This window comes from Arthrobacter sp. BF1 (assembly GCF_056680215.1).
Map to the genome: position 1 here is coordinate 1,073,671 of NZ_CM155271.1, position 22,143 is coordinate 1,095,813.

17 protein-coding genes and 1 pseudogene are annotated in these 22,143 nt (G+C 60.8%); 9 read left to right on the forward strand and 9 right to left on the reverse strand.

The genetic code is table 11. The annotated features are described in order from the left end of the window. Positions 1-2: 2 nt before the first annotated feature. From AC1MCD_RS05150 to AC1MCD_RS05165, 4 genes are all read right to left on the reverse strand, one after another. Complete coding sequence (locus AC1MCD_RS05150) at positions 3-1,808, reverse strand: UvrD-helicase domain-containing protein (protein ID WP_498676469.1); 1,806 nt, start codon at positions 1,806-1,808, stop codon at positions 3-5. Continuing rightward, a complete protein-coding gene (locus AC1MCD_RS05155; RefSeq protein WP_498676471.1) occupies positions 1,808-6,457 on the reverse strand; it encodes a DEAD/DEAH box helicase in 4,650 nt (1,549 codons plus the stop codon). Before AC1MCD_RS05155 ends, AC1MCD_RS05150 begins: the two co-directional genes overlap by 1 nt. A gap of 127 nt (positions 6,458-6,584) precedes the next feature. Continuing rightward, complete coding sequence (locus AC1MCD_RS05160; protein ID WP_498678189.1) at positions 6,585-6,815, reverse strand: DNA cytosine methyltransferase; 231 nt, start codon at positions 6,813-6,815, stop codon at positions 6,585-6,587. A gap of 117 nt (positions 6,816-6,932) precedes the next feature. Beyond that, entirely contained in the window at positions 6,933-8,171 is a 1,239-nt protein-coding gene (locus AC1MCD_RS05165; RefSeq protein WP_498676473.1) for a DNA cytosine methyltransferase, read from the reverse strand. 561 nt (positions 8,172-8,732) lie between these two features. On the opposite strand from AC1MCD_RS05165, the gene AC1MCD_RS05170 reads away from it, so the two are divergent. Further along, positions 8,733-11,744 carry an McrB family protein gene (locus tag AC1MCD_RS05170; RefSeq protein ID WP_498676475.1) on the forward strand — a complete coding sequence of 1,004 codons (3,012 nt, stop codon included), beginning with the start codon at positions 8,733-8,735 and terminating at the stop codon, positions 11,742-11,744. Further along, a complete protein-coding gene (locus AC1MCD_RS05175; protein WP_498676477.1) occupies positions 11,744-12,988 on the forward strand; it encodes an McrC family protein in 1,245 nt (414 codons plus the stop codon). The genes AC1MCD_RS05170 and AC1MCD_RS05175 overlap by 1 nt, the downstream gene beginning before the upstream one ends. Before the next feature lie 280 nt (positions 12,989-13,268). On the opposite strand, the gene AC1MCD_RS05180 is transcribed toward AC1MCD_RS05175, so the two are convergent. Then, the gene (locus AC1MCD_RS05180; protein WP_498676479.1) at positions 13,269-13,496 is read right to left on the reverse strand and encodes a hypothetical protein; all 228 of its coding nucleotides are present in this window, start codon (positions 13,494-13,496) and stop codon (positions 13,269-13,271) included. Positions 13,497-13,564: 68 nt separating this feature from the next. Continuing rightward, complete coding sequence (locus AC1MCD_RS05185) at positions 13,565-14,845, reverse strand: hypothetical protein (protein WP_498676482.1); 1,281 nt, start codon at positions 14,843-14,845, stop codon at positions 13,565-13,567. Between the two features lie 302 nt (positions 14,846-15,147). Here AC1MCD_RS05185 and AC1MCD_RS05190 point away from each other — a divergent pair, with 302 nt between their 5' ends. The 6 genes from AC1MCD_RS05190 (at position 15,148) to AC1MCD_RS05215 (ending at position 20,458) form a co-directional block, all read left to right on the forward strand. Continuing rightward, a complete protein-coding gene (locus AC1MCD_RS05190; RefSeq protein WP_498676484.1) occupies positions 15,148-15,801 on the forward strand; it encodes a DUF4230 domain-containing protein in 654 nt (217 codons plus the stop codon). Positions 15,802-16,150: 349 nt separating this feature from the next. Further along, on the forward strand, positions 16,151-16,957 hold the full coding sequence (locus tag AC1MCD_RS05195) for a nuclease-related domain-containing protein (protein ID WP_498676486.1): 807 nt from the start codon (positions 16,151-16,153) through the stop codon (positions 16,955-16,957). A 246-nt stretch (positions 16,958-17,203) separates the two neighbouring features. Beyond that, positions 17,204-18,457: a S8 family serine peptidase gene (locus AC1MCD_RS05200; RefSeq protein ID WP_498676488.1), complete on the forward strand. Its 1,254-nt coding sequence runs from the start codon at positions 17,204-17,206 to the stop codon at positions 18,455-18,457. A 38-nt stretch (positions 18,458-18,495) separates the two neighbouring features. Beyond that, positions 18,496-19,392, forward strand: coding sequence for a class I SAM-dependent methyltransferase (locus AC1MCD_RS05205; RefSeq protein WP_498676490.1), 897 nt, complete (start codon positions 18,496-18,498; stop codon positions 19,390-19,392). A 185-nt stretch (positions 19,393-19,577) separates the two neighbouring features. Further along, a complete protein-coding gene (locus AC1MCD_RS05210) occupies positions 19,578-20,057 on the forward strand; it encodes a nucleoside deaminase (protein WP_498676492.1) in 480 nt (159 codons plus the stop codon). A 23-nt stretch (positions 20,058-20,080) separates the two neighbouring features. Then, positions 20,081-20,458 carry a VOC family protein gene (locus AC1MCD_RS05215; RefSeq protein ID WP_498676494.1) on the forward strand — a complete coding sequence of 126 codons (378 nt, stop codon included), beginning with the start codon at positions 20,081-20,083 and terminating at the stop codon, positions 20,456-20,458. A 113-nt stretch (positions 20,459-20,571) separates the two neighbouring features. Here AC1MCD_RS05215 and AC1MCD_RS05220 read toward each other — a convergent pair whose 3' ends face one another. The 3 genes and pseudogenes from AC1MCD_RS05220 to AC1MCD_RS05230 all read right to left on the reverse strand — a co-directional run bounded on the left by AC1MCD_RS05220 (position 20,572) and on the right by AC1MCD_RS05230 (position 21,692). Beyond that, complete coding sequence (locus AC1MCD_RS05220; protein ID WP_498676496.1) at positions 20,572-21,165, reverse strand: helix-turn-helix domain-containing protein; 594 nt, start codon at positions 21,163-21,165, stop codon at positions 20,572-20,574. Between the two features lie 56 nt (positions 21,166-21,221). Continuing rightward, positions 21,222-21,407: pseudogene (locus tag AC1MCD_RS05225) on the reverse strand (GAF domain-containing protein); the annotation flags it as partial. A 9-nt stretch (positions 21,408-21,416) separates the two neighbouring features. Then, complete coding sequence (locus tag AC1MCD_RS05230; protein WP_498676497.1) at positions 21,417-21,692, reverse strand: hypothetical protein; 276 nt, start codon at positions 21,690-21,692, stop codon at positions 21,417-21,419. Positions 21,693-21,780: 88 nt separating this feature from the next. Here AC1MCD_RS05230 and AC1MCD_RS05235 point away from each other — a divergent pair, with 88 nt between their 5' ends. Continuing rightward, positions 21,781-22,077, forward strand: a complete 297-nt coding sequence (locus tag AC1MCD_RS05235) for a hypothetical protein (RefSeq protein ID WP_498676499.1) — start codon at positions 21,781-21,783, stop codon at positions 22,075-22,077. The last annotated feature ends 66 nt before the right edge of the window (positions 22,078-22,143 follow it).

Sequence of the window (22,143 nt, forward strand, 5' to 3'; positions counted from 1 at the left end):
TCCTAATCCTTGATCCGGCTGATAAGTCCGGTAAGCCGGGGTACCAGCCACATACCGGAGGAACCGAGTCCTGCGAGTTTGGTCTCCTCCGGATGACCGGTGGCGCACTCGATGGATGTGACCCGGGCGCCGGTAAAGGCGATGGGCCACTCTTGGCCGCGGTGTCCTTTGAAGCCGAAATTCTTCTTCAGTGCGTACGCAAAAGATCTACTGGTTCGGCCAAGCACGCGGCCGTCGCTGGTAGTTAGCGTGTAGCGGGGAACCTCACCGGGTTCCGGCTGGGAGTCAATGCGGCCGGAAACGACTTCTCCCAGAAGGTCATCCAGTACAAGGCTGTTTTGCACCGCCTGAGCGTCTCCGTCTGTCGGGTAATACGGCGAAACGTCGTCGATGTCGGAGTTCATGAACTCCATCCGTGCCGTGTATTGACCGAATTTCCCGTAACCCTTCTCCAGCCATCGTCCCGTTGACCCGTCGGCGCGCTTGAGGATCTTTTTCGGCAGTTTGGTGGAGACGATCTCTTCCCGGGCTCGGCTCAGGGCTACGTACTTCTGCTTCACGGTGGCTGCGTTCTGTTCTGCGGCGGGAGATCCGAACTCCGGTTGTAGATAAAGGACATTGGTGAACTCGAGCCCTTTGGCCCGATGTACTGTCGAAACGATCAACGGGGCGACGTCGGCCACCGTGAGGGTCAACGGGATCGATCTGCTGCGCAGCCGTTGGCTGAGCTGGGGGACATTTAGTGAGTCGTACGCTGAGAAGTTGCCCTCGGCTGTCTTCAACGCGAGCCAGCGGTCGGCAGCTGCGTCTCCGAAGAGCTGGTGCAGGCGTGACTTTATCTCGTCGGCGTCGTACGTCCTGTCTTCCAAGTCCTTGAAGATCTCATGAACCCAGGGCGCCACACTCATGTCCTGTGCCTTCCGCCGGATCAGGTGCGGATACCCGTTCTCCCACAAAAGTTCACTCGCGATGAGGACTTCGTAATTGGTCGAACACAGTAGGGCGGTCGTGTCGCCGTCATTCGGACTGAGCGCACCGGACTCATTCAATACGGAGGTGCTGGAAACTTCTCTGCGGAAGTCATCGAGCAGGCTGTGTGCGGCCTCGCACGCTGGGTTGTTGAGCGCTCCCAGATTGCGGATCTCGTCGCCAACGGAGATGAGCTCCCGGGTGCGATCGGTCACCGCCCTGTAGTGCTTTGCCAGCGTCTGTTGCTCGGCGCCAAACTCCTTGACGAGGGTCTCGATGAGCTCCGCGGAGGTGAGTTGGGATTCCGATTCTTCCAATTGAAAGTCGTAAATGCCCTGCAATGGGTCGCCCAGCACGGTGAAACCGAAGTCGTCACCGAGGACGGAGAAAAACGCCAAGACCAGCTCCGCTCGGTCTCCCACGAGGTCCTGAGCTTCGTCGACCAGGATGTGCTTCAGATAAGTGAGCCGATCGGGCGTCTCGTCCCCGGCGATGTATTTCGTGGCTTTTCGGATCCGGGCGTCAAAGCTGTCGCCCAGAGTCTCTTCGTCCATGTCGATCAGAATCTGCGCCGCAAAGGAGTCGAAAGTGCGGATTTGAAGTCCATCGAGATCATGGATGCGTGCCCGTTTCCTGACAGCTTCGACAGCCGCCCGGGAAAAGCTGAGCACCAAGATTTCGTCGGCAGGATTCAAGCCAGCTTCTACCAAGGTCTTTACCCGGGCCAGAAGGACCTCCGTTTTTCCTTGCCCGGCCGCTGCCGTCACAAACATTCGGGCATCCGGCTCGGCTTCCGCAACGTCTCGTTGACTTTCGTCCAGTTCAATCTCGGCGAGCACTACGAACCGTCTTTCCACAGGTAGTCGAGCTGGGTAAACGCAAGCTTCTCGCCGTACTGGTCCAAGTTGTCCTTGACGTTGACTATCAGGACCTCTTGGCTTCCACCGTTGAGCGGTCCCCGGAGCCCGCGGCCGATCATCTGGATGTATTTATTCGGCGAGAACGTAGGTCGGCAAACGTATACGGCGTCGACCTTGGGTGCGTCGAAACCCTGGGTAAGCACGTCGAAGTTGGTCAGCACACGGATCTTTCCGTTGCGGAAATCTTCGATTATAGAGCGTCGGTGGCCCAAGTCCGTTTTTCCCGAGATGGCCGCTGCAGGAACGCCCTCAACGGACAGGACAGCTGCGAGAGCTTCGGCGTGTTCCACTGAAGCAGCGAAGACCAAGGTCGGCCCCTTCGTCTCAGATGCCTTGATATGGTCGAGGATCGCTTCATTGCGCTGCGTGCTGTCCGCTACGTGCTGCAGGTCGATCCGGGCTTCAAGCATTGCACTTTGGGAATCCCCGTCTGTGGCCGAGCGCATGTCCTTCAGCCTGAGCTCGATACCCTTCAGCTCGCGATGATTGACCTTGGCCAGAACGCCCATGCCCTGAAGATACTCGTGGGCGTTTTCCGCGCTGAACTCATCCGGCTCGATGAGGTTACGTCCGAATCGGGCTACAAGTCGCTCCGTCTCCTTCTCGTTCGTGCCCCGATATGGCGTGGCCGAAAGACCAAGCAGGGACCGGGACTTTTCGGTGAATGAGCGGCCGAACCAGGAAAGGACCGGGGTATATGACGTTGCGGTAGCCCCGTGGGCTTCATCAATGATGACGAGATCCGGGTTGGACATCCATTCGTACATGGACCTGCGGGTCTGTTGGATGCTGCTCAGCGTCTGAATGGTTGCGACGACGAGGTGGAGTTTGGTTTCCTCTCGGATGGCGGTGTTCCCGCCCCACAACCGGCTCACCGCCATTCGTTCACCGGGAACTCCCGCTGCCTGCCAGACGTAGGTCCACGTGTCGATGGCCTGCTCGCAAAGTTCTTCAGATTGGGCAATCCAGATGACCAGGCGGTGGTCTTCCTTCGGAGAGGCTTTGATATCCCGGATAACGGATTCAACAGCTACCCGTGTCTTGCCGGCACCCGTAGGCAACTGCACCAAGCCGCGGCTGTGCTTCGTTTCCCCAGAAAGGAGGCCGACGATCTTCTTGCTGGTCGTTTCCTGGTACGGGTGAAGGGGGTTCAAACCCACCGGTCCAACGAACTCTTCGCGTTCCGGCTTCTTCTTGATGGATTCTCCAGCCATGGCTGGGGAGAACCCGAGCTCCTTCACGAACTCTTGGGCTGTGCGTCCCCCGCGGAACTGATCAGGAGTATCAATGCCAGCTTCAGACAAGGCAGGCTTGAGCACTTTAAGGAGGCTGCTGCCGTGCAAATTGCTGACGATCTCGAACAGGCGTTCGTCGGTGAGCTCAAGTTCACGCGCATCCAGCATCTTCATGACCGCGTCCGGAATTAGCTTTTGAAGGGTCTCACGACCGACAAGTTCGGCGATCTTGCCGGCATCCGTCTTCTGCTTGTTGACTCGTCCAATTCTTGCTTGAGCTTCATCGTCTTTTTTGAGCTGCCGCATTGCCTGCATGACCTGCGCCGACGCGCGTTTACTGCCGAAGGCACCGAGAATAGTAGTGAGCAACGCCTGGTCACCCTGCGGGGCCCGGTAGTAAAGGACACCATCCTGGAGGTATGACGCTTTGGGTGTAGCTTCCGCGCGCGAGTCGAAGCTGTTCGTTCGCACTTCGTCTACGGAAGTGCAAGGAACGCATAGGGTCTGAACGGCAACTTCGCTGGCTGCGCGTTTTAGGAACGGAAACTTCGACTTAATACTCTCGGGTGCCTCCCCATCGAGAGGTGTGGCACGGGCTGAGGTATGGAACTCGACCGTGACCGGCCTTAGCCCCCAGTTCTCGGCTAGGGCTTCGTCCAAATCTGGATGACCGGTGTATATGACGGGGACGTCCGCCGTATCAACCAGGTAGTCGCGGGAGTCGAGGTCCGCAGCCAGAATCACATCTGACGTCAGGTAGCGTGTGTTCCGGCCTCCGCCGAGAGGGGTTAGAAGCTCCTTCGGTGGACGTACATCGAGGACGGCTAGCGCGCCATAAAGTTCATGCAACTGCAGAATGGGCAGACGCTGCTCTGCAAGAGACAGAACAAAACTCCACTGGATCTTGCGTATATCGGTGGGCAGTCCTAACGCCTTAGCTTCTTCCTCGCCTGGAAATGGCAAGTAGTCCGTGGGAATCCCATCGATTTCGCCGACGCAGTGCTTGGTGTCCACTAAGCCAAGAGGGGTCTCAAAAGCGCCGTGGTTTTTAACCCACCATAGGTCTGGCCCGTCGATTGTCTCAGCGGCCCTAAAGCCGCTGCTGAACTCAACTTTTGTCGGGTACTGCGGCCGGCCCAAAATTGTTCGCGTAACCTTTGCGCGGGTTGCTGCAGACGCATCCGCCAACAGATGGAGACCATCTGTTGTCAAAGCCTGGCTAAAGCGTATCCCGGCTTCGGAAAGACGGACCGGTCCGTTTCGGGTCTCATTGGAAAAGCGCGTAGCCTCTTGCCCTTTCCACAAATCGTAGGTGCCCCCGGCGCGGACCATCTTCGTGTCCCCAAGCGACGTTCGTGCGCCAAGATTTCTCAGCAGGGCCAGATCGTGGGCATGGAACTGATCGTCCACTAGGAGGTGCTCGTCCCCGATATTGGTCTGGGGAATCAAGCCACCCGGCAGCCAGACATCACCGAGCGTGCGCCACTTGTGATCGCGGCAGCGAACAAGAATTTTTGTCGGTTCTGTCCTCTCATTAAGTATGGAGAGACTCTCCGGAACGGACAGCGACCGGGTTAATTTCCAAAGGGATCCAGCTAGTTCTGAGTCTAGATAGTCTCCCGCGACGTCGCTCGCGACACGATTGACGATACCCCTGCCGTCTTGCGCCTGGAGGTCGAGGGCTCGAAGGTAAGCGTTCGCATTCCCGTGATGCATAAGCTCGTAAGACACAACATTGGCGGACTCGTCATCCATCTTCATGGGCAGAAATACCCTCGAAGTGATTGGCGGTTGGACGCTGCCATCTGACATGAGCACAATCCGGCTTCGTCGCATTGCGGGCCGGTAGTCGGTGTAGGACTTGTCGATCATCGCGGCGAGCTGCAGGGAATTCTCGTAATCCTGAAGTTCTCCACCTGCCGCAACTTCTTCCAGCCACTCTTCAAGTGAGGCGCGCTTAAGGTTGGCTTCCTTCAGAATTCGCATGACCTGGAAGTCCCGCCGTAGGGCTGACGAGTGCAGCCAGTGGCGGTCAGCTGGCACCCATGAGTCCCAGAGAGCGATGAGGCGAGTCGCTTCTTCCAGTGCTGGTTGTACTTTGATTTCATTGGGGAGCCTGAGTATGCCGGATCTGTCCGGCAGACATGGCGCGAACGGCAGAATTTCAAAAATGGGTTTGTTGATCACGGAGTCGGCCCACGAACTTGACTCCTTGTCACGCGACGGCAGAATGTCCAGAAAGAGAGCCGGATCTTCCGGAGTCCTGAGGTCGTTTAGTGCGCTTGCCACCATACGGGGAAGTGTCCGGGTGAGAATTTCCCGATTATAGAGGGTCTCCAGCATGCTGTGGCGGTCTTCATTCATTTTGAAGGCCGCGTTAACGATGCCGCGAAGCGACGTCTCGTGCTGAGTCGGGAAGTAGTTCCAGAAGCGGCCCATCTTGCGCCGCTGGTTGCCTGTCAACGGGACAGCCCAAGTCACGTCGACATTTTGTCGCGCAACGATGCTGCCGGCCTCGATCGCAGCTTGAGGGCTAACTTCATGCCTATTTTTGAATATGAGCCATTCGCTGCTGTTGGCGCCGTCATAGAGGCTGACGCGGCTGCCGTCGCGTGTTGCGGTCCACGTCCAGGACGAGCTTTGGGCTCTGTCCTCAAATTCAAGGGAACCAATTTTGTCGGAGAAGAGGAGGAACTCTTCGGGAAACTTCTTCATTTCGTCCGAGAGCCAGGTGACGCTGCCACTCAGAGGAAGCTTGACCACCGTGGTGGCCCATTCAAAAAGCTCAGAGAGGACGGGGTCTTTGGCCGCTTCGACGTCGGGGTCCACCGGGGCGGCCAGGCGAAGAATGGGATAGGCGGTCAGGCCCGGGTACAGTCCTTCAAGGAGATTGCGGCTTTGATCCTGGCTCCACGAGACCGAGCCACTTCGGCTGAAGATGCGGGGTTCTGCAGTTACCTGAATAACCGATTTGAACCCCAGGCCAAACCGGCCGATCTCGTCGTCCCGTTTCTCGGAGGAGTGGGACAACATTAGTGTCCTGAAGCCTGCCTCGGTGAAAGGCTGTCCTTCGTTTGCGCAGTACAGGGCGTCTGTCGTCAGAACAACGCGGATGCGGCCGCCTGGTTCTTTGATGGCGTCCGCTGCGTTTTGAACGAGTTCGTTAAGCTGCTTGCGGCCGTAGCCGCCCTGGGAGATGGCCGCCTCGATATTGCTGTGCTCGCGGACAAGATCAGGGCGAGCCCGGTAAGCATTCAGCGCACTAGCGGTTTCTGCAGCAACAAATCGGCTGAGCGACGACGTCGTTCCAGCCCATGAATCTTGAACCACCATTGGTTCCATCCCCCAAATCGACACTGGTGCTCTCGGCCCCTGCCGAAGTCTTCAGATAATATCTACCATCCAAAGGCGACATTTAGTTGAAGGTTTCGCTACCGGCACGTTTGTGGCGTCAATACGGCTACAAATGTTGGACTAGCTGGGCAGCTATGGCCCTTCCCAATGCAGTCGGCACTGCGTTGCCAATCTGTTTGGCAATCGCCGTCTTGGACCCAACCCATAGCCGATCGTCCGGGAACCCCTGAAGCCTCGACCAGATAGCCTGCCCCGCAAATTCCTCGACCGTTGCTATGAAGCAGTGCCTCCACAGCGAAGCTTCGGCTGGCCGCCGACGGATCCGCAGTCTTGGGATCTGATTTGGACCGGTCCCTCACATCCCCCACCCGTTGCTGCCATCAGTATTCGCTCCGTCCACGGGCTGGGCCGTGTTCGCGAGGGCTGACCGCAGTCCGTCGATCGAGGCTCATCCTCAGAGGACGCCTGAATGCGTGGCGGCAAGAGGCCGCCAGCGCTGTTCATAGCGACCCTCATCAGCTCCCCGCTCCTCCCTCGCATCGGGGCTCGGATCTGGGGTCCGGTCGAAGTCCTCTTCCTCTCCGGGCGCGGGACAGCCGAGGGAATGCCCGGTGTGCGCTGATTGTATGGTCTCGCTGTCGATGGCAACCCAAGGGGTTCTAGTCATCGCGTCGAAGAATTCCGGGGCGAGTTCTAGCCCTAGGGCTGCTGCCAGGACGTGTGCGGCGAGACGGGGTGGAATAGCGTTACCGATCTGCTGGGAGACGTCCTTTCCCGACCATGGGTAGTTAGCGGGGAACGTCTGCAGACGGCCCGCTTCTGAAACTTTGAGTCGATCGAGTTCGGCCCCGTTTGAGAACAAGCGATTTCGAGAGACTTTCCCGGTGACCGTGAAAGCTGGTTCCTTCGAAGTGCGCCGACCACGGGCTTTCGGATCGCCGCCGGTTCCGTAATTGGAGACCAGCTCGAAAGGCCCTAGCCGGTCGAGGGTCTCGCCGATGCTCTGGCACGGAAGCAAAGCGCGTTGTTCGGCGGACGCTTGGACTTTTCTTCTCCTGAACTGCTGGTGCGTAGGGACAGGAAGGGCAGGTACGACATCTCGGCTCGCGATTAGGATCGCGCGGCGGCGGGTCTGCGGGACTCCGTACTCTTCGGCGTGGAGTACGCCGGTCACAGTCTCGTAACCGAGTGTCTCCAGGACCGTCGCCATGGCCTGCCATACCGGCAGGACCGCTGGCACCTGCTCCAAGACGATCACCTTGTAGGGGTTCCCCGCTTGATGGGCCTCCAGCGCCCATCGCAGCGGCTGCAACACCAGCCCGGTTCGTTCATCTTCTAAAGCGGCTAGCTCATCGGTGATGTCGTCCCCATCGACCATCCGCTCAATAAAGGACAGGACCTGGTTCAGGGCCTTGCGGCCAGCACCTGCCCCGGCGACGGTGTACGTCTGACACGGAGGCCCCCCGGTGAGGATCGTCGCATGTGGAAACTCGGCCGGCCCGTGCTCCCGAACGTCACCTTGGACGGTTTCCAGGCCAGCGCTGCGCCTGGTTGCGCAGGCATTCTCGTCCCATTCGATGCCGGCCACGGACAATCCCAGCCAGTGTGCAGCGACATCCAATCCACCAGGACCGGCGAAGAGATCCACCATTTGAGCGTCAGAAGAAGGCGGGTCCGATTGCACGAAGGTCATGGGACACGATCTTATCGGTCGACAGGTCACCTATGGATCAGCATCCGTGCTTTTCCAGCCGATCACAAGCATTTCTCGCCGTGCCGATGGTGCATCCACGCGCGGTAACAAGGGCATGGATCGCTGGTTCGGTGGGGCTCTATGAGTTCTGGCCCGACCCAGCAAGGGAACTAGGACGAGGAGCTGACCAGTCCGTGGGCGCGGCGCAATGCCGGCACTGGGCCACGCTGACGGGTCTCCAGACCGGCGTGGTCGAGCGGGTTGCCGCCGCAGAGCACGTAGCTGTCTTGCCTTTACTCGCACAGGTATTCGCAGGCCCGGTCCGGGCGCGGTCCTAAACGGCTCAGGTCTGCGCACAGCCAGCGCTGTGTCATTAACGGTGAACGGATATGGAAATGCTGTACAACTTGGGTTGGGAGAAATCGTTGCGCAATTATTCAGGCGATGTCTGACACTATGCAGGTAAACCGAAAGCGCGCTTTTCGCCGAGAAGGATTGGGGTCCAAAGATGGCAGCGAATGAGATTCGGCCTCGGCCAGCAGCGGTAACGGGGGCGCCATCATGAGTCAGCGCGCGTGGGATACCTTCATGAAATTTGCGGCGCAATTCGCGAAGACCGTCGATTTGGACGCCGAGGAGTACAACTACAAGCTCACCCTCGCCGAGCGGCTGCGCAAGTCGCGGGAGGGCTACCTCCGCAACGATCCGGAGTGGTTCGAGACGCTCCGACGCGACATCTCGTCGTCGAACCTCATGAACCAATACTTCATGATGCGCCTTGTTGATCTTGGACGCACGAAGCCGGACAACCTCCGTGAGGTCATTGATCTGTTGTGGACGGGTGAGCCCGAGGTTCAGCGCATTGATGCCTTCGCGGAAAAGCTGCGTCCATACAATCCCGAGCAGTTTTCGGCCGGGGGGATCGTAGGCTTCGCATCGATCCTCCTTCTTGCCAGGGATCCTTTGGTGTTTCCTCCATACCGCGCCCGCGCCGTGAAGAAGTTTCTGAAACTGGTCGGCTGGGAGGACAGGGGAGCGAACGGGGCACCCGCCCGGCGCTACGAGCTTCTTATCGAGGCCCTCGATGAAATCCTTCGTTTGGCGCCGGAGTATGGTCTGAAGCTCCGGGACCGGCTGGATGCGCAGGGCCTCCTGTGGACCGTTATGAATGTAGACCCAACTTCTGAATGGAGCGTCGCCGATAGCGCGGCCTTTCGGGAATGGCGCGGCGACAAAGTGGAGAACGTATCAATTGAGGCTCGGCCATTTGGACCGTATCCAGCGACGGAGGCGGCTGCACGCGCCATCATAGATGCCGGCCTTCTTCTGCAGCCGTCGCCGTTCGGCGGAGGCGAGCCGACGTGGACGCTGGAGAACGCCCAAGAGATCTTCCAACGCGTCATCGTCAATGCAGACTTCGGATCTGGGACCTTTCTAGGCAAATTGGAGCAACAGCTGTCGGGCGCTTCCGCGGGGGTTATTCGTCTGGCGGCAGAACTGGTTGCGCTGCAGACTCTGCCTCTCTCTAACCTCACAGCTGCAACGCGGCGCGGCCGTATCAGGACAGTTCTGTCGTGGCTGGGAGACGAGCAAAGCATTCCAAACGTCATTGAAGAAGGACTCGGTGCCGGGGGAGCATTCCACGGCGGTACTGGCTTCAACATGTATCAGTGGAAACATCTTGGTTGGCTGGCAAGTCTTGTTGTCGCGGTCCGTCAACAGGGAATTCGGCCAGAGCAGCTCTTGGAAAATCCGGAGCAACTTTTGCAAGTGACCCAATCTTTGGATGAGGATGTCCAGGCCATCCGGTATGCGTTCGAGTACTTGGTGTGGCCGTCATTTGCTGAACCAGTTGTTAATCGAGGGCACCGCGTTAGGATCCGGAATGCGTTTGCGCCTGTAATTGGCGGCGGAACTGGCGACACCGATATTGATATCGCTCGGGACTTACATCAGATCCAGTCAGTGATGGCTCAGCGCGATGGTCACAGGATCGAATGGTATGACGAGCCGTATAGCTTCGAATGGATGGGGCATCAGACCGGGGGACAGCGCGCTTGGCTTGTCCGGCAAAATCAGGGCGGTATAGCCATGATGGATCAGTGGCTCGCCGAAGGGTTTGTCTCGACGCGAGCTCAGCACCTTGGGTCACCGGCGCCCGGATCCACCTTTGAGCAGGTACAGGGTGCGGTCAACTCTGGATACCAACACATTGATTATTCGGAGCGAAAAGTTCGCTCGTTCGAGTTTTTTCGATTCCTCAGTCAGATGAATGTTGACGACCTGGTTCTCACTCCGTTCGGGGACAAACTGCACTTTGGAGTTGTCACTGGCGAAGCTGAATATGTCGACGATGAGACCTCACGGCTGAGGCGCGGCGTGGCCTGGCGGAATCAGCCAATCAGCAACGTCGACTTGCCCGCACCCCTGCCCCGGCTCCTTGAAGAACAGGGGTCAGTTGTGGATCTGACCGACGGGCTCTCCGTTATCGCCGCATGGTTCAGCGAGGATGACATCGCAGAGGACGGTGCGTCGGAAACCGCGCCGATCGCGCAGCCGCAGGCCGCCGTCGTACCTCAACTGCGGGAAGCAACCGCTGAGCTGGCGGGCAGGCTCCACGTCGACCAGAAACACCTACAGGAAATCGTCCGGCTCCTCCAGACTCGGCAGCAAATCGTGTTCTATGGACCGTCAGGCACAGGCAAGACATACCTAGCCGGCAAGATTGCCCGCTTCCTGGCCGGCGAAGAACACGGTGATCACGTCAAGACCGTGCAGTTCCACCCGTCGTATGCGTACGAGGACTTTTTCGAGGGCTACCGCCCGGCGAAGACCGAGGGCGATAACGTTGGGTTCAGCCTCGAGCCAGGACCGCTGCGGAGGATTGCGGCGGAGGCATCGCTGGATGGGAACCGGGACAAACCCTACTTCTTGATCATCGACGAGATGAACCGTGGCAACCTGGCAAAGATTTTCGGTGAGCTGTACTTCCTGCTTGAATACCGGGATCAAGGCATCAACCTGCAGTACAACCCTCAGCAGACGTTCGTATTGCCACCCAACCTGTTCATCATTGGAACCATGAATACCTCGGACCGGTCCATTGCAATGGTTGACGCGGCAATCCGCCGGCGCTTTGCGTTCGTGGAGCTGCACCCACAGGACGGCATGATTTCCGGAATGCTCGAGAGGTTCCTCTCCGCCAACGGTAAACCACCGCTGCGCGCAGTTCTCTTGAACGCGCTGAACAATGAGATCGAGGCCACCAATCGCGATCTCATGATCGGGCCGTCTTACTTCATGAAGCCCCATGCCGAGACCGACGAAGGCATTGAGGAAATCTGGAAATACGAACTGCTGCCTTTGCTGGAGGAACAGTACTTCGGACGGCTCAATCGAGATAAGGTGCGGGAAAAATTCGGGCTGGCAGCAATGCGGAAGAAGGCGGGTCTGGACATGGGGCCCGTTGACCTTTCCTTGGCGGATGGTCCCGCAGAGAACGGCCAGTTGGAGGGGGCGCAGCCCGACGAACTGGAGCAGTTGTTCACCGAAACGGACGAAGCCGAGGCCTGATGGTCCGCCACATAGTCCTCGACGAGCTGAAGCCTTTTCCGGAAGCTGTTGAGCTGGATTCGGAAGAAGCGGCTACGCTCGGCGAATCCGGTCTCGTGACGGTTGCGCCTGCCCACGGCGGTGAATGGACCCTAGCGCCTTGCGGAACGGTCGGTGCCGTGCAGGTCGGCGGGCTGCTTGTGGAGGTCAAGCCGAAGCACAAAGTAGGGCTGGGCCGCTTGCTCTTCCTGCTGGGGTACGCGAGAAACCCGGGCTTCCGCCCGGAAGACGTTGCCGGCGTCGAGGACTCTGAATTGTTTGCAGCCCTCGCGGAGTCGCTGGCGCGCCAGACGGAGCGAGCTCTGGAGCGCGGTGTGCTTCATGGGTACCTTCACGTGGAAGAGGCGCTGCGTACGGTCCGCGGACGCATCCGAGTTGGAGACCAGATGACTCGCCGGCCAGGGATGCTCCTTCCATTGGAGGTCGCTTATGACGACTACACCGTGGACATTGCCGAGAACCGTATACTACGAGCCGCCGTGCGGTTGATGATGCAGGTGCCGCGCCTAGCGTCCGATGTCCGTGGCCGGCTGGCGCACCTGGACGCAAAGCTTGACGGCGTCTCCTTGCTACGGTGCGGTGCGTTATTGCCGGTATGGACTCCGAGCAGATTGAACGAGCGCTACGGTCCAGGGCTGCGATTGGCGGACATCGTTGTGCGCAACATGTCCGCAGAGGCCGGCGTTGGCACCCGGACGGTTGCATCGTTTGTTGTGAACATGGCTACAGTGTTCGAGGACTTCGTGACCACGGCTTTGCGCGAGGCGTTGGATCCATATGCGGGGGAGACAGAGGGGCAATTTCCGGCAGATCTGGACGAAGCCGAGCCTGGGTACAGAACTACGGACCGAGTGCGGATGTTCGTAGACATTGTTCATTCCGTGGGTGGTGCGCCGGCGATGGTTTTTGATGCGAAATACAAAGCACCGAGCGAGACGAACGCACCAAACGCAGACCATTACCAAATGCTGGCGTACTGCACGGCGCTCGGTGTTTCAAAAGCCTGGCTCGTGTATGCCGGTCCCGGCGGCCATCGCCATCGACGCATCCGCAACACGGGCATATCCGTGGAGGAGTTCAGGCTGGATATTTCACAGCCCCCTGCGGCGTTGCTGAAGCGGGTGCGGGAGCTGGCTGATTCGGCGTTCCGGAGCCGCACAGAGGGACAGTCTTTCGTCCCAGACGACACGTACGGCGTCCATTAGGATGATGGAAATTTGAAGAAACAACCAAAATTCAACAGGGGACAGTTGACCGCCCAAGTGCATGGTCTCAGGACGACGTACGCAGCGGAGAAGGCGCAAGGGCAGGGCTGCTTCGACGACGCCAAGGACGTACTTCGGGCCGTCGCCGGCGATGAAGAGGGACAAGCTCTCTGCTGCCTGCTGCCCACGGCTGACGGTCTCGCTCTTGGGCCGCGCCAGATCGTCGGTGCCTTCCCCTATCCTTCAACCAGATGGCCCGTTTGCTCAACTTTGTTCGGTGTTATTTCCTCCGCGCCTTCTTCATAATTTCCGCTGCCTGACGGTAGGCCTCCTTGGCCTCGGGGCTCGTGGCTGCTCGATACATCTTCTTACCGTCTTCAAACAGCTTCTTGGCTTTAGCTTGCGTATCCGGATCCTTGGCCAGCGAGCGAAGCTTGGCTCCGCCAGCTCTTGCTTTGTCCTTGGTGTCTTTCAGAAGGGCGGCGGCTTTGTTTACCTTCTCGGTCATGGGTGCCTCCGTATCGTCAGTCGTTCATCAAATGAGATTGGTACCGCATGAGAATGCATCAGCCGCCTTTAGCTGGCGTCACGGTTCGGCGAATCAGTTGTGACGACTTCATCACGGCGACGCTCTTGGGGCTCCACTCTTTCCGAGCCGCCGGCTCGCTGCGCCTCTATTTGGCCAGCAACGCGGATAACCGCATCCCCACCAACCTTCGCGATGCCCACCGGCACCGCTCGGGCTCCCGAGGAGACCACATTGCCGGTGGTTTTGGCGAAGTCGGTGAAGGACTTGCGCCAGGATTCCCGTTCCACTTCGCCGGTAGTCAGGCCGTCCAGACCGTAGATCTGAGCGAAGACCGCAATCAACCCCACAGCGCGCTCCGCGGAGTCCAGCAGCATCTTGCTTTTCTGCGGGCTACGGACCCGATTGAAGTCACTCACATTTGCTGCTGCAGTCAAGGCATCAACCAGCTCCTGAACCCTGGCAGTGACAGCAGTGGATCGATTGGCTGCAGCTGATCGGATGGCAGCAGCATGCGCTTCAACTGCATCGGGATCGTGCTGACGTACATGCACAAGTTCGAGGGTCTCGAGCCGCTGCTGGTTTGCCTGGGCTGCGGCAAGGATAACGAGCCAAGCGCGCAGCTCTTTGGCGGCAATCGTTTGCGCAGCAGAGGCCTTTTCTGCCAAGGATTTGGTGTTGAGCGTCTGCGTCATGTTATCGATCTGGGCCAGAGCATGAGAGCTCGCCTGGGCCAGCGACGTAGCGTGACCGGCAATCTGAGACCAAGCCGTTTCGCTGATTCGTCCTGTCGCCTCATAAAGCTCGAACGCGCGGGTGAGAACCACCGTTAGGCCCTGCACGTCGCCCAGAGCCTTGGCTCTGTTGTCGTCCAGCAGCCGATCCAGTTTGACGTCCATGGCTTCCGCCAGCTCTTCCAACTGTGCAACCGCGCGCCTCAACGCCATCGTTGCCGTCAACGTGGCCAGGTTCGCCATGGCTACCGGGTTCATGCCACCCGTGGTGAACTGCGCAAACGAATCAATGCGTCCCATCGAACCGCGAAAGACACCGCTGAATAAGCCATCTTGGGACATATTCAACTGGGCAAGTTCCGCAAGCCTGCGGGTGGACTCTGGAGTTAGTTGCACCCAGCTACCATCTATGGCGGCCGCTACTGCGGCTACCCCCGTTGCCTGGGCCAGGAGGTCAGCAGATCCTTGCCCCAATCGGTCTACATGGGTGCTGTCAATGTCCAACTTTGCCATCAAAGATTCCACCAGGCCACGGTCACCTGTCAGGACGGCTGCGTCGCCGGAGACATGAATGCCAACTTCAGTCGTTTCGCTCATGTGAGCATTCTGGCACAGCAAGCAGACACCGACTGCGAGCTGGGAGAGTAGCGTCCAATGGAACGCGCGGAGGAAGCATTTCGCGATCCGCGGACGTGCGGATCACCGTGTTCGTAAAACCGTTCGCGCGTTTGATCCCGGGATTAGTCAGCCAGCGATGACGACACTTTTTGCTCCGGCGCGAACACGCCAGTCGCGTCCAGCACAAGCGCTACACTAGGTCTGCATTAGCCCACCCGGCAGCCGCCGGCCGGGCAACCAATCGGAACGGCTCCAAGGCGTTCACCGGGGATGAGGGGCCGATGATCGGCAAGCTCTTTAAAGGCATCGCACTGGTTCTGGTTGGCGCCCTCGTGGCGCTGACGCTGACAGGGCTCGGTGTCTTAAACATGTTTTCGGGTGTAATGAACATGTTTGGGTTCAAGCCGTTCCAAGTGAGCCAGACGGACCGGAGCCAGCCCGTGCTTCTGAAATCGATACAGGACCTGAGTCGGTACCATGCCGCAGCTGGCAACTTTGAACTCGTGCTCGATATCGAGGACGATGTCGCGGGAATCCCCGACATCATCGCCGGAAAGCGGACTCTCTTTGTCGCGGCCGGTAAGGTCGACGCCTACGTCGATTTGTCTGGCCTCGAGGATAAAGACCTGACGCTGTCCCCGGACGGCAAGTCGGTGACCGTGTTTCTTCCGGAGTCGCAGCTCGACAAGCCCAACATCGACCACGACAGGTCTTATGTGTTCCGCCAGGATCGGGGCGTGCTCGATCAGATTGCCGACGCTATTGAAGTGCCCCAGCAGGCGCAATTTTTCAAACTCGCCGAAACCAAAATGACCACCGCCGCGGAGGCGTCGGAGCTACGGAAACAAGCTACCGATAACACCAAGGGCGCCCTGACCGCCATGTTCGGCGCTCTGGAAATCCAAGTCACATTTGTTGACGGTGCACCCTCCTAGTCCGAGCTGATCCAGTGTGTCCTGATCCAATCACCTAAGTCACTACCGACGGTGGGGCGCAAACAATTTCTGGCTACCTCGTAATCGTCGTACCTGGTTTTCGAGGTTGACCGGGTCTTGCGGGCTCTATAGAGCGTCGTTAACTGCGTCACTAAAAAGTGTTGATTAAACTCGCGCTAGCTTTCCGCGAGTTTAACTGCTCCTGCTGGAGAAGTCCCGCTGCGCGCGGCACACCGCGAAACGTTCCCGCCGTGGGTGAGGATTGAGCCATGTCCAAGCGCAGACGCGGCCAGACCGCCCTCAACCCCGAGCAGACTGTTTCCGTGCCGGTGATCAAAAGGACATCCTCATGAAGCAGATGAGGCTCCGTTACGCCGGAGCGTGCATGGTGTGCGGCGCGTCTCTTGCGGCCGGGACGGTAGCCATCTACGAAAGCGAGACGAAGACCGTCCGCTGTGTGGAATGTGCCACCGAGCCTCCCGAACTCGAACCACCTGATGACGAGTCATTCTCCCCTGACTCCGGAGTAGCCGGGTCGTCCGCCCGCCGGGAATATGAGCGCCCAAAGGCGAAGGACGAGGAGAAGCTCCGCGAGAAGTGGGGTCGCTTCGGTGGCCTCGCAGTCGCCCTCTCGGACGAGCGGCAACACACAAAGTCCTGGGATCGGGGCGCGATCGGTGAGGAACGCCTCGGTGCCCGGCTCAATGCCATGGGCTCGGCCGGCCTGGCTGTCCTCCACGATCGGCGCATCCCCGGATCGAAGGCCAACATCGACCACATCGCCATCACCCCGGGTGGGATTTGGGTTATTGATGCCAAACGGTACAAGGGTCGGCCTGAACTGAAAATCGAAGGTGGCATCCTCCGCCCACGCGTCGAGAAGCTCCTCGTTGGCCGGCGCGACTGCACGAAACTGGTCGACGGGGTCCTCAAACAGGTCGACGTCGTGCGCGACCTCGTCGAGGACGTCCCGGTCACCGGGGCTCTGTGCTTCGTCGAAGCAGACTGGCCCCTGATCGGGGGCTCGTTCTCGACTCGTGGCGTTCACGTTCTCTGGCCGAAACGACTAACCAAAGTGCTGACAGAGCAACCAGCCGGCGACGTTGATGTGGCGCAGATGCGTGAGGCGGTAGCGTCGCGGTTCAGGCCTGCGTGACGTCAAGTGGGGAAATTCGTTGGTGCAGGGCTTCGACACCCTCATCAACCACAAGGACACGGCGGTGAAGGTGCTGGTGCATCCGTAGGGCTGGCGGCCGGTGGCAGAGAAGGAAGGCCGACGGCGGGACGCAAGTCCCGCCGTCGTTCTTCTGACATTGCCTGCTGGCCACTGCCCGGGCAGCCGGGAACAAATCAAGGGACTTTCCCCCTATCCAGCCGGGTCATCTGCGCGGATGATTAGCCCATGAAAAAGCTTGTGCTGGCGAGTCTCGCCGCCCTTCTCATGGTTATTGGCACCCGTGTGGGCGGTGTCGTCCCAGGCAATGCCGCGCCGGACCCCGCCATCACGGCAGGGCAGATCCTGGTCAAGTTCCGCGACAACGCCGCGGCCGCGGGCGTCCTCCGCCCGCACGGGCTTACCGACGGGCCCGACGTCGGCAGCACCGGCGCGCACCTGATTACCGTGCCGGCAGGGAAGGAGCTGCAGCTCGTCGAAGCCCTGGGCCGGAACCCGATGGTGGAATATGCCGAACCGGACTACGTGGTCTCTCCGGCCTCAGAGGACACCTACTTCCCGCGCCAGTACGCGCTGCAGAACACAGGCCAGTCATTTACGAACACTGACGGTACGGTGACGGTTCCCACGGGGACCACGGACGCCGATGTGGACGCAGTCGAAGCCTGGACCGTCACCACGGGTACCGGGATACGGGTGGCTGTCCTCGATTCCGGCGTCGCCATGGACAACCCCGACATCACCCCGAAGGTCGTGGCACGGACCAACTTCACCACATCGCGAAGCAACGACGACAACTACGGCCACGGAACACACGTCGCCGGAATCGTCGCGGCAACCGCCAACAACGGCATTGGCGTCGCCGGAGTATGCCCGGGATGCTCCATCCTGGCCGGAAAAATCCTCAGCGACACCGGAGCAGGGTCCAGCTCAGGCCTTGCGAACGGCATCAACTGGGCAGTCAAGAATGGTGCGCAAGTCATCAACATGAGCTTGGTGGTTGGTACGTCAACCACCCTGGAAACCGCAGTGAACAACGCTTGGAACGCGGGCGTGGTGCTGGTTGCTGCAGCCGGCAACGGGGGGAACACCAGCATGAATTACCCGGCCGCATACCCAAATGTCATTTCCGTGGGGGCAACGGACAACAACGACAAGAAAGCGTCGTTCTCCACCTATGGCGCGTGGGTGGACGTGGCAGCGCCGGGGGTCAGCGTCTACTCCACCTTCCCCAACCACAGGTTCACCCTCGCCAGGGAGTACGACCGTTCCCAGGGGTATGACATCGGCAGCGGCACCTCGATGGCCTCACCGATTGTTGCCGCAGTCGCCGCGCTCACCCGCAGCGCCAACCCCGGCGGCACCAACTCTGACATCCGCGCCAAGGTGGAATCCACCACCGACGCAGTTGGCGCTATCGGCACTGACTGGGCCCACGGCCGGGTTAACGCCTGCAGAGCGGTCGGGGCGCTAGGTTGTTGACCCTTCCGGCGGCGTGGAGCCCGTTGTAGGGTCGTGGCGTGATCGTCCCCGATATACCCCAGAACGCCGTGGCGGTGGCGAATCACTACGACGAGCTCGACCCCATCTATCGCCGGGTGTGGGGGGAGCATGTCCATCACGGCCTCTGGGTGACGGGCCGCGAGACGCCGGGCGAGGCCGTCGAGGCGCTGGTGGACACCGTCGGCGATCGGTTGGGCCTCAGGCCCGGCCAGGCGTGCGTCGACATCGGCTGCGGTTACGGCTCCACCGCACGGCGCCTTGCGGTGACACGTGGGGTCCGCGTCACCGGCTTCACGCTGTCCGCTGAGCAGGCCCGCTACGCCGCCGTGCCTCCAGTTCCCGGAGTCGATGTCCAGGTCCGCGACTGGCTCGGCAACGGGCTGTCCGACGCCTCGGCCGATGCCGTCTGGGCGATCGAGTCGAGCGAGCACATGGTGGATAAGCCCAGGTTCTTCGCCGAGGCGAACCGCGTGCTGGCGCCCGGCGGCCGCTTCGTCATCTGTGCGTGGCTCGCCGAGACCGGTGTTCGAGGCTGGAAGGTCCGCCATCTGCTCGAGCCGATCTGCCGCGAGGGGCGCCTGCCCTCGATGGGCACGCGAGAGGAGTACGAGGCGATGGCCATGGCGGCGGGCTTTACGGTCACCGGCTACGAGGATGTCAGCCGCCGCGTCGCCCGCACCTGGCCCATCTGCGCTCGCCGGCTCGTGAAGGCCCTGCTCGTCGACCGCGAGACACGCCGTCTGGCCCTCGGCGCACGCAACCGCAACTCGTTTCTGGGCATTCCCCGCCTGATCCTCGCCTACCGCACCGGTGCGATGCGCTACGGGATCTTCACGCTCACCAAGTTTGAGGAGAACGGGGCCGCACCCGGCAAATCGACGCAGCAGAAGCCGGTTGATCGCACGCCCGCTTAACGCACTGCCTTACGGCAGCGGCTGCCGTTCGCCCCCGCTGACGGAGGACGACGGCGGCAGGTAGTCCCGTCGTCGTCGTTCCATCCGCTGCTGCTGGCCGGGAGACGGATCCGGGCGCGGGTAACCAGGAGCATGTTGGCGCGGATCGGCAAGCTCCTGAAAACAGTCCGTGCAACAATGACGCCATGACCCACGAGCTGCACGCATCCGCCGCGCCGGAACTGGACCGCACCGCCCACCCGGCATTCGAAGCCGCCTATCAGGCCGCCCGGAAGAGCCTGGCTGAGGGCGGCATCCCCATCGGAGCGGCGCTCGCCCGGGACGGCGTGGTCATTGCCAGCGGGCACAACGAACGGGTCCAGAACGCCGATCCGATTGCCCACGGAGAAATGTCGGCGCTCCGCGCCGCCGGGCGGCAGAAGAGCTACCGGGACACCACGCTCTACACCACACTCGCCCCGTGTGCCATGTGCGCGGGAACCATCGTCCAGTTCAAAATTCCCCGCGTGGTGGTGGGTGAAGCGCGCACCTTCGACGGCGAGCTGGAGCTCCTGCGGACACGCGGGGTTGAGGTGGTGGTCCTGGATGATCAGCGTTCCGTCGACATGATGCGCACCTTCCAGTCCGACAACCCGGACCTCTGGGCAGAGGACATCGCCGATTAGGGCCTCGTCGTACACTGGCGTTCATGGTCTCCCGAATCAGCGAACTGGTCCTCAACTGCTCCGATCCGGAACTCCTCGCATTGTTCTGGAGTGGGGTCCTCGGATACGTCGAGCTGGGCCGCGAGGACGGTGCCATCGAGATCGGGCCGCAGGACGCCGGGTTCGGCGGCCCGCAACCGACCATCATCCTGAGCCCGAGCAGCAACCCGCAAGCCGGACGCCTTCCTCTGCACATCGACGTCAACCCGGTGGACCGGGACCAGGACGCGGAGCTGGAACGCTTGCTTGCCCTTGGGGCCCGCCCGGCCGACGTCGGGCAGACAGGCAGCGAGCAGTGGCACGTCCTGGCTGACCCTGAAGGCATCGAGTTCTGCCTCCTGCGCAGGCGGCTTGACCCCTGACCGGACGCCGGGGCTAACCCAACAAGTCCCTTCCCGTGTCGCTCATGCCCGCCCGGAACGACAAATACCGCGCGTCCCCTTGTCCCACGAGGCGGCCGAGCCCCTCAACTGCTTCAGCATCCGGGGCCCCCATGTCCGTGGACAACCAGCGGACAAGCAGACCAGCATCGCCGCTGGACCGCACCGCCGACTGCAAGGTCCAGCTGGTCCCGGAGCAGCTGCGCCGCCAGGGCGCCCGAACGGCTGAGCAGGGGAGCGGTGTACGCCTCCAGCGCGTCGTCCGCCCGTCCCTCGTGAAGCAGCCGCAGCACCCGCCCCGAATCCGAGCGTCCGGTTAGGCCGGCAACGAACCGGTATGGGTTCGACTCCATGGCGTCTCCGAGCATGGAGCGGACCCGGAACATCTCGGTGCGGATGGCCCGCGGCGTGCCCGCGTCGCCGTAGAGCTCGTAGGCCAGCTCGTCGGCAGTCCAGCCCTGGGCGCGTGAATCCAGCAGCGCAAGGATTTCCGCCCGGCGCAGCGTAAGCGGCACGCGGCTCCGATCGGCAAACACTGCGGCAGGCGCGTCTCCGAGCAGCTCCAGCGACTCCACAGCAACAGCCGGCCGCCGGACAGCCTGCCGGGACGCGCGAACGGGAGAAGCGGCACCCACGGCCATCCCGCCGTCGGGCGTTCCCAACAGCGTTGCCCCACCCGGACCGCGCACCGCACCATCCGCAGCGTGTCCGCGCTGAGGGTGTCCAGCGGTCCGGAGACGTCGAGCACGCCCAGCAGTTCACCCTTCAAAGGGTCCATGATGGGCGCCGCCGTGCAGGCCCACTCGTGGTGGGTGCGGACCAGGTGCTCGGCGGCGAACAGCTGCACCGGCCGGCCGGTGACCAGCGCCTCGCTGATGGCGTTGGTGCCGATCCCGGCCTCGGACCAGTCGGCCCCTTCGGAGAACTCCAGCCGGTCCGCCTACCGCAGGACGTCCGGGCTGCCCACCCGCCACAGGACCTCGCCGCTGGCGTCGGTCAGCACCAGCAGGTGCCGGCCGGAACTCGAATCGTCGGCCAGCAGGTCGTGCAGGACCGGCATGACCTGCTGCAGCCGGTGCTCGCGGCGGAGCCCCAGGACGTCGGCCACGTCGTGCAGGTGCCGGGGACTGTGCTGGTCCGGGCTGATGCCCAGGGCCATGGAACGGCGCCAGGAATCCGCCAGGTCGGTGTGGATCTCCCGGCCGGTGTCCGTCAATGGATGAGCCCCGGGGCAGACTGGCTTTCACAGCCTCTCCATAGGTAATCGGTGCCCTGTTCCCATGTGGGGAATCCATGATCAGGGTATGAGCGTATGGAGAAGAACTCTTGTTCCAGGGCTGGCAGCAGTCGCTGCGTTTCTCCTGGTCGCAGCCGGCGTGGCCGGAATTGATGAAATGGCCAACGCCAAAATACCGGGTCTGGCCAACGGCACCGTCCAGGCAGCGACGATAAACACAGTACCGGGGCTTGAGCTTGTCCTTCTGGATGGCCTGAACCAGGGCGCACTTCCCGGTGGTTTCCCGAATGATGAACCACGTGAAGAGAAGTACGACGAAAACTATCTTGAAACACTTCACTTCCAGCCACGTCCCCCGGCCTGAGAACACCGGACCATCAGCAGGCCATCGAATGAAGCACTTCATGAGCCGCTTCAAGAATATGAGTCG